Source organism: Providencia hangzhouensis (assembly GCF_029193595.2).
Taxonomy (GTDB): Bacteria; Pseudomonadota; Gammaproteobacteria; order Enterobacterales; family Enterobacteriaceae; genus Providencia; species Providencia hangzhouensis.
On sequence record NZ_CP135052.1, the window covers coordinates 2,559,358 to 2,572,403 of the forward strand.

General features: G+C 41.6%; 12 protein-coding genes. 3 read left to right on the forward strand and 9 right to left on the reverse strand.

From position 1 onward, the window contains the following. Nucleotides 1-66: 66 nt before the first annotated feature. Nucleotides 67-816: a carboxy-S-adenosyl-L-methionine synthase CmoA gene (gene cmoA / locus PZ638_RS11545; RefSeq protein WP_004255051.1), complete on the forward strand. Its 750-nt coding sequence runs from the start codon at nucleotides 67-69 to the stop codon at nucleotides 814-816. 2 nt (nucleotides 817-818) lie between these two features. Beyond that, nucleotides 819-1,790 carry a tRNA 5-methoxyuridine(34)/uridine 5-oxyacetic acid(34) synthase CmoB gene (gene cmoB, locus PZ638_RS11550; protein ID WP_094962962.1) on the forward strand — a complete coding sequence of 324 codons (972 nt, stop codon included), beginning with the start codon at nucleotides 819-821 and terminating at the stop codon, nucleotides 1,788-1,790. Between the two features lie 55 nt (nucleotides 1,791-1,845). Here cmoB and PZ638_RS11555 read toward each other — a convergent pair whose 3' ends face one another. The 5 genes from PZ638_RS11555 to PZ638_RS11575 all read right to left on the reverse strand — a co-directional run bounded on the left by PZ638_RS11555 (nucleotide 1,846) and on the right by PZ638_RS11575 (nucleotide 7,485). Continuing rightward, entirely contained in the window at nucleotides 1,846-2,622 is a 777-nt protein-coding gene (locus tag PZ638_RS11555; RefSeq protein WP_206277310.1) for a dimethyl sulfoxide reductase anchor subunit family protein, read from the reverse strand. Nucleotide 2,623: 1 nt separating this feature from the next. Then, nucleotides 2,624-3,241 (reverse strand): DMSO/selenate family reductase complex B subunit, encoded by a 618-nt coding sequence (locus PZ638_RS11560; protein WP_096864850.1) that lies wholly within the window; start codon nucleotides 3,239-3,241, stop codon nucleotides 2,624-2,626. Nucleotides 3,242-3,251: 10 nt separating this feature from the next. Then, nucleotides 3,252-5,675 (reverse strand): DMSO/selenate family reductase complex A subunit, encoded by a 2,424-nt coding sequence (locus PZ638_RS11565; RefSeq protein ID WP_110591666.1) that lies wholly within the window; start codon nucleotides 5,673-5,675, stop codon nucleotides 3,252-3,254. A gap of 312 nt (nucleotides 5,676-5,987) precedes the next feature. After that, nucleotides 5,988-6,749 (reverse strand): copper homeostasis protein CutC, encoded by a 762-nt coding sequence (cutC, locus tag PZ638_RS11570; protein WP_004255070.1) that lies wholly within the window; start codon nucleotides 6,747-6,749, stop codon nucleotides 5,988-5,990. Between the two features lie 181 nt (nucleotides 6,750-6,930). After that, nucleotides 6,931-7,485 carry a VOC family protein gene (locus PZ638_RS11575; RefSeq protein ID WP_094962958.1) on the reverse strand — a complete coding sequence of 185 codons (555 nt, stop codon included), beginning with the start codon at nucleotides 7,483-7,485 and terminating at the stop codon, nucleotides 6,931-6,933. Between the two features lie 165 nt (nucleotides 7,486-7,650). On the opposite strand from PZ638_RS11575, the gene argS reads away from it, so the two are divergent. Then, nucleotides 7,651-9,381 (forward strand): arginine--tRNA ligase, encoded by a 1,731-nt coding sequence (argS, locus tag PZ638_RS11580; protein ID WP_094962957.1) that lies wholly within the window; start codon nucleotides 7,651-7,653, stop codon nucleotides 9,379-9,381. A gap of 21 nt (nucleotides 9,382-9,402) precedes the next feature. Here the strand turns inward: argS and PZ638_RS11585 are convergent, their stop codons facing one another. From PZ638_RS11585 to rimJ, 4 genes are all read right to left on the reverse strand, one after another. Next, a complete protein-coding gene (locus PZ638_RS11585) occupies nucleotides 9,403-9,975 on the reverse strand; it encodes a helix-turn-helix transcriptional regulator (RefSeq protein ID WP_206277312.1) in 573 nt (190 codons plus the stop codon). 43 nt (nucleotides 9,976-10,018) lie between these two features. Further along, nucleotides 10,019-10,255, reverse strand: a complete 237-nt coding sequence (locus PZ638_RS11590) for a hypothetical protein (RefSeq protein WP_094962955.1) — start codon at nucleotides 10,253-10,255, stop codon at nucleotides 10,019-10,021. A gap of 360 nt (nucleotides 10,256-10,615) precedes the next feature. Next, nucleotides 10,616-12,154 carry a murein biosynthesis integral membrane protein MurJ gene (murJ, locus tag PZ638_RS11595; RefSeq protein WP_094962954.1) on the reverse strand — a complete coding sequence of 513 codons (1,539 nt, stop codon included), beginning with the start codon at nucleotides 12,152-12,154 and terminating at the stop codon, nucleotides 10,616-10,618. An 83-nt stretch (nucleotides 12,155-12,237) separates the two neighbouring features. Further along, the gene (gene rimJ / locus PZ638_RS11600; protein WP_094962953.1) at nucleotides 12,238-12,825 is read right to left on the reverse strand and encodes a ribosomal protein S5-alanine N-acetyltransferase; all 588 of its coding nucleotides are present in this window, start codon (nucleotides 12,823-12,825) and stop codon (nucleotides 12,238-12,240) included. Nucleotides 12,826-13,046 lie beyond the last annotated feature (221 nt).

Genomic DNA, 13,046 nt, shown 5'->3' on the forward strand with positions numbered 1-13,046 from the left:
ATTTTCAGTAGACTGCCTTTCTGATACAATCCTTCCCTACTTTTGTTTTTGATTAATACAGAACTTATGTCAAACTCGGATCCAACCTCAAAAGACCGCCTTTTCTCTGCGCCTATCGCTAACCTTGGTGACTGGCAATTCGATGAAAAAGTTGCTGAAGTATTCCCTGATATGATCCAACGCTCCGTGCCAGGGTACTCTAATATTATTACGATGATTGGCATGTTAGCGGGTCGCTTTGTCAAACCCAACAGCCATGTTTACGATTTAGGCTGCTCTTTAGGTGCAGCAACCTTATCGATAAGGCGTAATATTACAGTAGAAAAAAGCAAAATTATTGCTGTTGATAACTCCCCTGCAATGGTTGAACGTTGCCGCCGCCATATTGATGCCTATCGTGCTGACACACCGGTTGAAGTTATAGAAGGTGATATTCGTGATGTAAATATTGAAAACGCCTCTATGGTTGTGCTCAATTTTACTTTGCAGTTTCTCAACCCAGAAGATCGCCAATTATTACTCAGTAAAATTTATCAAGGGCTACAACCCGGCGGTATTTTAGTCCTTTCTGAGAAATTTAACTTCGAAGATAAAGAAATCGGTGAGTTATTATTCAATATGCATCACGACTTCAAACGGGCGAATGGCTATAGCGAATTAGAAATCAGCCAAAAACGTAGCATGTTAGAAAACGTGATGCTCACAGATTCTGTTGAAGCACATAAAGCGCGTTTAAAAAATGCGGGGTTTACTCACTGTGAAGTTTGGTTCCAGTGTTTTAATTTTGGTTCACTGTTAGCGGTTAAAGAGGCCTAAGCATGATTGATTTTGGTCGTTTTTACCAGCAAATTGCGGTTAGCCCCCTAAGTCATTGGCTTGAAACGCTTCCGGCACAACTTTCAGCATGGAAAAAACAAGGGTTACACGGTGGTTTTTCTTCATGGGAAAAAATGCTAGATAACCTACCTGTAATGGTCCCAACTGATTTAGATTTACGCAACAGCGTGACTGCTACACGTGAACCCGAGCTCACTGCGGGTGAAACTCGGCGCCTGAATAATATTCTTGAACAATTAATGCCATGGCGTAAAGGCCCTTTTTCTCTCTATGGTGTGAATATTGATACTGAATGGCGCTCTGATTGGAAATGGGATCGCGTATTACCTCATATTTCATCACTAAAAGACCGTTATGTCTTAGATGTTGGTTGCGGCAGTGGCTATCACATGTGGCGTATGTTAGGGCAAGATGCCAAATTTGTTGTCGGTATCGACCCAACTGAATTATTTTTATGCCAATTTGAGGCGGTGAGAAAATTATTGGGCGATGACCAACGTGCGCACTTATTGCCTTTAGGTATCGAACAACTGCCAGAGTTAAAGGCATTTGATACTGTGTTTTCAATGGGTGTACTTTATCACCGCCGTTCACCGCTCGACCATTTGTGGCAACTTAAGAACCAATTAGTGAGCGAAGGTGAATTGGTTTTAGAGAGTCTAGTTATTGAGGGGGATGAATTTCAGTGTTTGATCCCCGGTGACCGTTATGCTCAAATGCGTAATGTCTATTTTATTCCCTCCGCTAAAATGCTCAAAGTTTGGTTAGAAAAATGTGGTTTTGTTGATGTCCGGATTGTTGACCAAGAAGTGACCTCTTTGGAAGAGCAACGCCGCACACAATGGATGAAAACAGATTCATTGGCTGAATTTTTAGACCCTAATGATAAAACCAAAACTATCGAGGGCTACCCTGCACCATTACGCGCTATTTTAGTTGCTCGTAAACCATAAAAAAATGCCTATGGCAATTACGTCGTAGGCATTTTATTTCATTTTTATCAAGATATTACATTGTTATTTGCCATAAATTATAGAAGGCAATTCGGCCAGCTAACTCCGCTAAAATAACGGCTAGCGCACATAAGCCTAATATTACAGATGAGTTTCTTCCGCGATATAACAGAGCCGGATAAACAAACAGCATCACCGCTAATACGACTAACTGGAAGCTCCAAAAACCAGCTTGTTCTGCACTAATCTCTGGTCCTATTTCGCCTAAAAATGACACATAAGCGGCACGAGTGGCAAAAATAATAATTGAACCAATCAAAAATGCCATCGCCCCTAACCGCTGAGCACCGAATAGAATAGCCAATGCGCCACCAGCAACTAACAGAGTCATCCACATTTGTACTGTTGTGAAAACAGTAAACCAATTGGCTACCGTCGCAATATTATACACTTGAGGAATTGACCAGACGAATGCCAAACCAAAAATAACCGTGGCAACATTACACAGTTCACTCAGCGCTTTATTTCTAATAAATAAGGTGAATAATAAAGTTGCAGCCCCAAAAGCAACAAAAATACCACTAAGCAAAGCTTCATTACTCATTGGTGAACGGCCTACACCTAAAAGCATATTAAAGAAGCGCAGAGGCTGCCCAACGTGTAGCCCACCGATGGCTAGCGCAATGATCATAATGACAAATGCCGCTATATTGGAATGACGCAATTGGGTTTCGCTCAACATGCCCAGTTTTCGGCTCGCATATACCAATAAATATAAACCTGCTGCCGACTGCCCCAATACGGTGAAAAAAACGAGTGGAAGTTCGTGCATGTTATACCTCTGCTGGGTTTTGTAATTTACCGCTCTTGTCACCGCAAGGTTTAGCATCCTTGTGCGGCTTAATGACAATATTAGGATTAGTAAGAGCTGGGTTTGGCATGGGGGCAATCCCACTAATATTGCCATGGCGCTCGCGAAGAATGTTGATATCGTCAAAGTCCAATGCGCGTTGTGGACAAGATTCAACACAAACAGGTTTCATCCCTTTTTCGACCCGCTCATAGCACCCATCGCATTTACTCATCAATTTTTTCTTTTCGTCATACTGTGGTGCGCCGTATGGACAACGTAGTTCGCAGTAACGGCACCCGACACAAATGGTTTGGTCTACTACTACTAACCCATCTTGTTCACGTTTATGCATTGCACCGGTTGGGCAACCTGCAACACAGGTAGGGTTAGAACAATGATTACAGGAAATTGATAGATAGTAACTATAAACATTCTGTTGCCATATCCCCTCTTGCTGTTGCCAACTTCCACCACCAAACTCGTATACCCGACGGAATTTAGGCCCTAAATCAAGGTCCTTTTCATCCTTACAACTCACCTGACACGTTTTACAACCTGTGCATTTTGTTGAGTCAAAATAAAAACCATACTGTTTCATTCGTCACTCCTTATGCACGTTTCACGTCAACTAAGTTAGTATGTTGCGGATTTCCTTTAACGAGAGCGGAAGGCTGCTGTGTGGTGAGTGTATTAATACAGCCACCAATATCGACCCCCTCTTCATTGACTTCTCGCCAAGCACCTTGCGGAACTGCAATCACACCGGGTAATACGCGTTCTGTCACTTTTGCTTTAATATGCATACGTCCACGGTCATTGAAAATTTCAGTCATATCACCATCTTGAATACCACGAGCAGACGCATCAATTGGGTTAATCCAATACTGGTGCGGAACGGCTTCGCGTAGCATCGCAATATTAAAATATGAAGAATGCGCATGGCCTTTATCGTGATAGCCAGTCATTTGCAGCGGGTATTTTTGTTTAGCTTGCTTGTTTTCGACGCCTTCAGTATTTACACAATATTCAGGCACAGCAGGTATTCGCTGGTCAGCAGGGTAATCCCACTCTTTCGCTATCTTAGCGAGCCTTTCTGAATAAATTTCAATTTTACCCGATGGTGTTGGTAATGGTGAGGTTTCAGGTGAATCTCTGAATGGTTTTAAAGCAATATAATCTGCACTATTCGCCAATTTTCTATCAACAATTCCCATGTCATTCGTTTCTTCGAATGTTGGCAAATGTGGATTTTTTTCTCGCATCAAGTTATAGCAATGTTCTATCCACTGCTCATGAGTACGGCCTTCGGTAAATTGGTCTTTAATACCCAGTTTTTCAGCGATATCAGTTAAAACATCATAAGATTGGCGACATTCCCATAATGGCGTAATCGCATTTTGTAGGCGGATAGCATAATGGTAAGCACCACTGGCATACGAGTTATTAATTAAATCATTCGATTCAACACTGGTCACATCAGGTAAAATTAAATCCGCATATTTAGTCGATGGCGTCATATGCGTATCCCAAACCAAAATAAATTCACATAGGGACTCATCCGTTAGAATTTTGTGGGTTTTATTTAAGTCAGAATGTTGGTTACCCGTGACATTACTCGCATAGTGCCATAAAAACTTCACATTGGTTTCAAGTCGTTCTTTACCGAGCAGTGTCGAGTTTGTCGCGGTCATTTCGGTACCGCGCGCTATCGCATCCGTCCACATAAAACACGGAATTTTGGTTTTAACTGGGTTTGGAATAGCAAAACCTGGCACAGAATACGCTACGTTTCCTCCCCATCCTCCCGCATTCGTTCCTGGGCGTCCAATATGCCCCGTAACAATGGGTAACATCATCACAGCCCGTGCAGCTTGTTCACCTGATGCCGTTCTTTGTAACCCCCAACCTTGAGAAATCCACGCGGCTTTTGCATTACCCAGCTCACGAGCCAGTTGAATAATACGAGCTGGTGAGACGCCTGTAATTTGGCTAGCCCACTGCGGCGTTTTTTCAATACCATCATCACCGAGCCCTAAAATATAATCCTTATAGGAACCATTTTTTGGTGCAGACTCAGGGAGTGTCTGACTATCCCAACCCACACAGTATTGAGCTAAAAAGGCTTCATCCGTTAATTGTTCTTTAATTAATGTATGGATAATCGCAGCGACAAGCGCACCGTCAGTGCCCGGATAAATCGGGATCCATTCAGCACCTAGTGTTGTCACGCTATCAGTACGACGTGGGTCAATAATAATGACTTTAGCTTGGCTTTTTTCCAACGCTTTTAAGGTTTCGTAGAATTGCCCACCACCGGACATCCGTGTTTCCGCGATATTATGGCCAAACATGACGACTAAATCGCTATTGGCTATTTCAGATAACAGCGAATCATCCAACTTGCCATAAACATACGGAATAACACCGTTTATTTGTGCGGTTGAGTAGGTTCCATGTTGGTCAAGAAACCCACCTAATTGGCTTAATAACCGCTTGCAAGCATTACGTCCTTGTAAATTAGCACCGGTAGATCCTGAACCATACTGATAGTAAATCGCTTCATTGCCATATGTATCAATGGTTGAGCGCAATTTTTGCGCCACAATCGTCGTTGCTTCATCCCAACTGATCCGTTTAAACTTGCCTTCTCCCCGTTTACCTGTACGTAATAATGGGTATTTCAAGCGGTCTGGGTTATAGGTTTTCCAGCGAACAGAGCGCCCTCTCAAACAAGGACGTATTTGATGTAAACCAAATTGCGTGTCGTCATACATGGTTTCATTCGATATACGAGTAATGACGTCATCTTTCACATGTACTTTAAGTGGGCAACGACTGCCACAATTAACTAAGCATGCGCTGTATTTGATTTTTTCACTGACTTCATCTGGTTGAATTGTGATGGTTGGTGTTGCTTGAGCGGAAAAAGGTAGAGAGATAGAGCTGGCGATAGCCGTTGTTGTAGCGATAGAGGCAGAAGTTTGAATAAACTGTCGCCTACTCAGCGCTGTTTCCCTGATTTTATTGATCATTACATTGCTACCTTATTAATTATTATAAATTGAATTACTTAGTATTCTTATAGTAATTAGATAGTAGCCTTATAAAAAAAGTGGTTAATTGACATGCATCAACACAAGCAATAATTAAGCTATTAATGATAAATAAGTCATATTATTAGTATTTCTATCGACTATTTTAGCAATAATTAACTACATGGTAGCTAATAAACACTAAGAAAAACCAACTAATTGATTTTCCTTAGTGAATAACAATCTATTTAAAATTTCCATATCAAAGCCGTGCAGGTAAATAGTAAAGCTGCGTATTATGGCTAGCGGCAATTAAACGGAAACTTTTTCTGTAATAGAAATAAAGTCCTTCATCGCTTCTACTGTAGGGCCGTCCACACAATAGTGAGTAAATTCATCGGTTTCGCTATTAGAAGCCATTGTAACGCCTACTTTGCGGTAACTCATGGTTGATGGTACCGTTTTCCCTGCGGAACTGTGTACCTCAGATAAACCGATTTCCATGAATTTACTTAGGTTAGCTAAACGTACGCCCGCACCCGCCATAATTTGTGGGCCATTGATTTGCTGGCTTTTTTCATGTAACTCTTTCAAGAGAGGTAAGCCCAACTCCGCGCTTTGTTGCTGCCCAGAAGTTAAAATGCGAGCCACGCCGAGTTCCTTTAATTGTTCTAAAGCTAACGATGGGTTAATACACATATCAAATGCGCGGTGGAAAGTAATATTCATCCCTTGAGCTATTTCCATCAACGTTTGCATCCTGTTGATATCAATACGCCCTTCGCTATCCAATATACCGATAACGGCGCCTGAAAAGCCCATTTCCTTAATCATGATTAAATCTTCACGGATCACATCAAACTCACTGATGTTATAGCAAAAATCGCCACCACGAGGACGAATAATAGGATGAACAGGAATATGTAGTTTCTCTTTCGCTAATTTCAGGTAACCATAACTGGGTGTCAGACCACCATCAGCGGCGCCAGAGCACAGTTCGATACGATCTGCACCATATTCTTGAGCCACTTGGGCACATTCAATTCCGAAACAACAGATTTCCAGTTTTGCCATGACAACCTCCGAAATAGAGCAATAAAACACTGGCTTTATGTGCCCAAAAAATAATGAAAGATTTAATGTTAAACGTTAACAATTCGCCTAATAATGCCATTTATCAAAAAATGTTATCGGATAGATATCACACCGCCAAAAGTTAACGGGTACTATTGATCAATAACGTTAATTACATCACTTATTTTTCACTTTCAATTATCTTTTTTAGCGGGAATGGATGGTATTTAACTGTTATCTCACCATTTGACACTGCTAATGTTGGATTTGGCAACCTTTCTTGCTGCCCTTTGGGTTGGCTCATTTTAATGCTATACCCTTGGGGTAAAGGTTCAGGTAACAACTGCAATGCCGCGGTTTCTAGCTGATTCGGCTCAACATCTATTACCATTTCGATATGTTCCCAACTTTCTTTCGAGTAAATTTTGTCCTTTGGAAAAGGCAACTCAATGATAAATACATCTTGACCCGCGATATTTAATGGCTCACTTAGCTCATATAAACGAATCGGTCGGCCATTAATTATATTATCAGATAAAAGTTGGGCACATTGCATTAACCCTTGGTGCCAACGTTCTGCAGTTGCAATATGATGACAACGCACTGAAATATGGTCAATCGGAAAGGATGACAATAATACGTTTATCTCTTGCGCCATCTGTTGTAATTTACCTATGAATATAGGTAGGTCATCCCATAAATCTTGTAATTGCGAAATTTTGCTAAACTGTGGCACTTAACGCCCCCTTTACAAAAACTTATCTGCTAAACAGTGGCGCAGACTGTAGCATGAGAGCCCCAAAATGTGGTATAAAAGCTGCCGATTTTTCTCTTCCACCTTTTAGTTATGCGCATGTGATGGCACAATGCGGTAACTATGTTCGTAATTTAAGGTAATTCGGTGAATATTCAGGCGATTCTTTCAGATAAAATTAGTGCTGCGATGTTAGCAGCGGGTGCTCCAGAAGACAGTGATGCACTTGTGCGTCAATCCGCTAAAGCTCAGTTTGGTGATTACCAAGCCAATGGAGTGATGGGCGCTGCTAAAAAGATGGGGATAGCTCCGCGACAACTGGCTGAACAGCTTGTTAATCACTTAGATTTGGAAGGGATTGCCAGCAAAGTTGAAATTGCAGGCCCCGGCTTTATTAATATTTTCCTTGAGCCAACTTGGGTTGAAAAGCATGTTGAAGAGGCATTGGCTTCCCAGCGCTTAGGCATCGCGCCCGTCAAGCCTGAAACGATTGTCATTGACTATTCTGCGCCTAATGTCGCGAAACAAATGCACGTAGGCCACTTACGCTCCACCATTATTGGTGATGCTGCGGCACGTACTCAAGAATTTATTGGTCATAAAGTCATCCGTGCCAACCACGTCGGTGATTGGGGTACGCAATTTGGTATGTTAATTGCCTATCTTGAGAAAGTTCAAAATGAAGATGCCACAGATATGGCACTTGCCGACCTCGAAGAATTTTATCGCGAAGCCAAAAAACACTACGACGAAGATGAAGAATTCGCAGTCCGCGCTCGTGGCTACGTTGTGAAACTGCAATCCGGTGATGAATATTGTCGTCAAATGTGGCGCAAATTAGTGGATATCACTATGCAGCAAAACCAAGAAACCTATCGCCGTTTAAATGTCACTTTAACCGAAGATGACGTGATGGGCGAAAGCTTATATAACAGTATGCTACCCGGTATTGTTGCAGACTTAAAAGCCAAAGGTTTAGCTGTTGAGAGTGAAGGCGCAACGGTTGTTTTCCTCGACGAATTTAAAAATAAAGAAGGCGAACCAATGGGCGTGATCGTCCAGAAAAAAGATGGTGGCTTCTTGTACACAACAACTGATATTGCCTGTGCGAAATACCGTTATGAAACCCTTCATGCTGACCGCTCACTTTACTATATTGACTCTCGCCAACATCAACATTTAATGCAAGCATGGACCATCGTCCGTAAAGCAGGTTATATCCCTGAATCAATGGCACTTGAGCACCACATGTTCGGTATGATGCTAGGTAAAGATGGCAAACCATTTAAGACTCGTACAGGTGGTACCGTTCGTTTATCAGACTTACTGGATGAAGCGGTTGAACGTGCTCAAGCGCTGATCCGTGAGAAAAACCCAGATATGCCTGAAGATGAATTGCTCAATGTCGCAAATGTTGTCGGTATTGGCGCCGTTAAATACGCTGACTTGTCCAAAAACAGAACGACAGATTATATTTTCGATTGGGACAACATGTTAGCTTTTGAAGGAAATACCGCGCCGTATATGCAGTATGCGTATACTCGAGTGGCTTCTATTTTCAAGAAAGCCAATTTAACCCATGCAGACTTAACTCTGCCTATTTCATTACAAGACCCACGTGAAATTGCGCTTGCGACACGTCTGTTACAGTTTGAAGAAACCATTCTAACTGTCGCTCGTGATGGTACACCTCATGTGATGTGTGCTTATTTATATGAACTAGCTGGTTTATTCTCAGGCTTTTATGAGCACTGCCCTATCTTGTCAGCCGATGACGAAGCCCAGCGCCAAAGCCGCTTGAAATTGGCTGCATTAACTCAAAAAACTCTAAAAACGGGCTTAGATACTCTGGGTATTGAAACCGTTGAAAGAATGTAATTCAAATCAATAAATAGTCTATTAACGGTTCACTTTGGTGAGCCGTTTTTGTTTGCGCTGTTTCGCTAACTTTGTTGTTCGTTTTTGTAATTCATCGATATATTCATTTGCGCAATTACGGAGTACTAAGTTCCATTTACAAAGTATTTTTGCTTGTTCATAAAGTTCAGGGTTATTCGACAATCGGTTATTCTGTTGTAGCCAATCAGCAACACTCGCCCAGTCCCATAACGGGGATGTCCCTCTCAAACGTTGTACGGGTGTAGGGAAATGGCCTTTACCTCGATCCCCATCTTTCAGCAAAGCCACTGCTTGACGGGTTAGCCCTGTCAATTCTGCAATATCACTTAACCCAACCAAAGCGGAATCAATAGATTCCACTTTTATATTCAGCGATGTACTTTCAACATCTGTAATCGCAGTTTCAATTGCAAGATCAAAAGATTCCGCTTCCCTATCAAATTCTAAATAAACCGATTTACCATAAAAGCACACCAATGCATCGCAACAGCCTGCGGCGAATAAGGTATCAACTAAGCCTTCCGTATCAGCAGTCACACCCGATAGTGTTAATGTGAAAGTAAATAGCGCCATAATTTCCCCATCTTACATAAATAAGCGGCCTAAGCCGCTTGGATTAACCTAAAAGAGCAATGCAGTGATTCACTTTACGTATTATCTGTTTAGCATGCACTTCCATAACTTTTGGCGTTGACCAGACACTCATCACATGTGTTTTGTGTTCACCCACTGCGTTACCACAGCGTAACTTGCAAAAAGTATGTGATGAGTTTCCTGCTGTAACCCAGACCCAGCCATTTTCTATCGCATATTCAATAGCTGCCTGAACATGCTTATTTGGGTGTTTTTTCATCGACCTCCTTGATACATAACATAGCCATTCCGTTGACATCAGTCAACAAATAATATTCAATAAATTGAATACTCCCCTGAAATTAATTGCTGTCACAACAACCCAGTAAATATACCCCAGAAATAGAGCTGGATATTATTTTTATCAATAAAAACAATTAATTGAAAATTCATGAAATAATTTTGAAATTAATAATTCAGTTATAAAGAGAATAAATTTGAGTAGATAATTAGAAATTGAAGGGAAAGAATTTATGCCTGTTGGCACCTTAACTACGTAGATTACAGAGATAAAAAAGCCCAATTTTATGAGCTCTCCTCATTAAAATTGGGCTTTTAAGGTCATTGACATACTTATTAATTAGGCAATACTGCGTTTCATAAAATCACGAGGGCGGAACCCAAGCACGTATAAAGCAACGAAATAACTCCCCGCGCCAACAATCACGACGCCTATCAAACGTAGCATACGCATCAGCATATTACCTTCTTGCCAAGACGGCATAAAATGTAAGACACCAAATAGCACGGCACCCATTACAATTAACGCTATCAATAGTTTAACGATAAACCCTTTCCAGCCCGCTAAAGGCTGAAAAATATCTTGCTTGCGCAATTGCCAATAGAGAACTCCCGCATTAAAACAGGCAGCTAACCCAATGGATAAAGCTAAACCTGCATGTTGTAATGGCCCAATAAAGGCTAAATTCATCAGTTGCGTTAAGATTAACGTGACAATCGCAATTTTCACTGGGGTACGAATATCTTGGCGTGAATAAAAACCTGGTGCCAAAATTTTCACCAAAATCATCCCAGTTAACCCGACACAATAGGCAATTAAGGCATATTGTGTCATAAGTGAGTCATGCGCCGTAAAATTACCGTATTGGAATAAAGATACGGTTAATGCTTCAGAGAGTATCGCCAACCCTAACGCACAAGGTAGTGCCAGTAGCAGACAAAGGCGTAACCCCCAATCCATCAAGTGACGATATTCGTTTTGGTTGCCACTCGTAAAGCTTTTCGCAAGTGATGGCAATAAAATCGTTCCAAGAGCTACTCCAAGTACCCCTGATGGTAACTCCATTAGCCTATCGGCGTAGTACATCCATGATACTGAACCAGATTGTAAAAAAGAGGCAAATATCGTATTGATAATCAAAGAAATTTGCGCGACAGAAACCCCGATAATAGCGGGACCCATCATTTTCATTACACGCCAAACCCCACTATCACGAAATGATAAGCGCGGTAGCACTAACATGCCCACCTTTTTAAGGTGTGGTAGCTGATAGACCAGTTGCAAAACACCGCCAACCAGCACTGCCCATGCTAATGACATTATGGGTGGGTTAAAGTATGGGGCTGCAAAAGCAGCAAAAATGATCATACTGACATTGAGCAATGTTGGCGCGAATGCAGGGACTGAGAAACGGTTCCAAGTATTCAGGATAGCCCCAGCGAGAGAGGCCAGAGAGATCAGAAAAATATAAGGGAATGTGACTCGTAAAAGATCTGTCGTCAGCGCAAATTTGTCAGCATCGTCAGTAAATCCAGGCGCGGTGACATAAATGATCCAAGGGGCAGCAATCATACCAAGGATAGTTACAATCGCCAAAGCAAGGGTTAGCATCCCAGCAATATAAGCGACGAATGTACGAGTGGCCTCTTCTCCCTGCTGATTTTTGTATTCCGCCAGTATTGGGACAAAAGCTTGTGAAAATGCACCTTCGGCAAAAATTCGACGTAAAAGATTCGGTAGCTTAAATGCGACAAAAAAGGCGTCCGCCGCGGCTCCTGCACCAAAAACCCGAGCGATAATGGCGTCGCGAATAAACCCAAGCACACGAGACATCATGGTCATGGAGCTTACTGCCGCCAACGATTTTAATAAATTCATGATTGATAGACTAAAAGAATACAATCGCATCAGTTTAACAGCGAGCGCTGCAACTGACTACGATTGAAAAGTAAATTAGGAATTTAGGCTTTATTCAGCGCCCAAGTGTTATCTGTCAATGCCGTCAATACATGGTCACGCCACTCACCATTAATTTGTAAGTATTGCTTTGCATAGCCTTCACGTTCAAAGCCAAGCTTAGTCAATAAATGACCACTACGCATATTATGAGGCATATAATTTGCCATAATTCGGTGCATTTTTTGGTGCTGTTGCATATAACGAATCGCTTGGGTTAGCGCTTCATACATTAGACCTTGTCCTTGCCATTTTTCACCTAGTGAATAGCCTAAGTAACAGGCATAAAATGAGCCGCGCAATACATTACTAAAGTTCGCTACCCCCATAACTTCGTTTTCTTCTTTATCTAATAGTAAGAAATGGAAAGCACTTCCTTCTCGATGCATTTCATTCATGACTTGTAACCGATTATGCCAGCCAGCGGGCTGGTAATGAGAGTTGTCCCTGATGGGTTCCCACGGAATTAAAAAGTCTTTATTCAGACTGTAATAATCAGCTAGTCGATAATTATCACGTTCGTAAGTCAAACGAATAACCATTCTATCAGTGACAAGACGCACTTTCGGTACATTTGAACGATAACCAAACATCGTTAACCCTTAATTAATAAAAAGCCAGATATTTTCTTTAGTTCCAAGCCAATAACTTAGAACGTTAAAGTGTAGCTTACAATTCATTCACGAAAAATATGTTACGTAAATTAAAATATGAATACATCACTAGATGCCTTCATTGTGAAGCATACTCAAGTATGTGACCCAAGGAGCCGAACGCAGTCAACACCGTCACAAAGTGAAGTATGGCCCCCTAT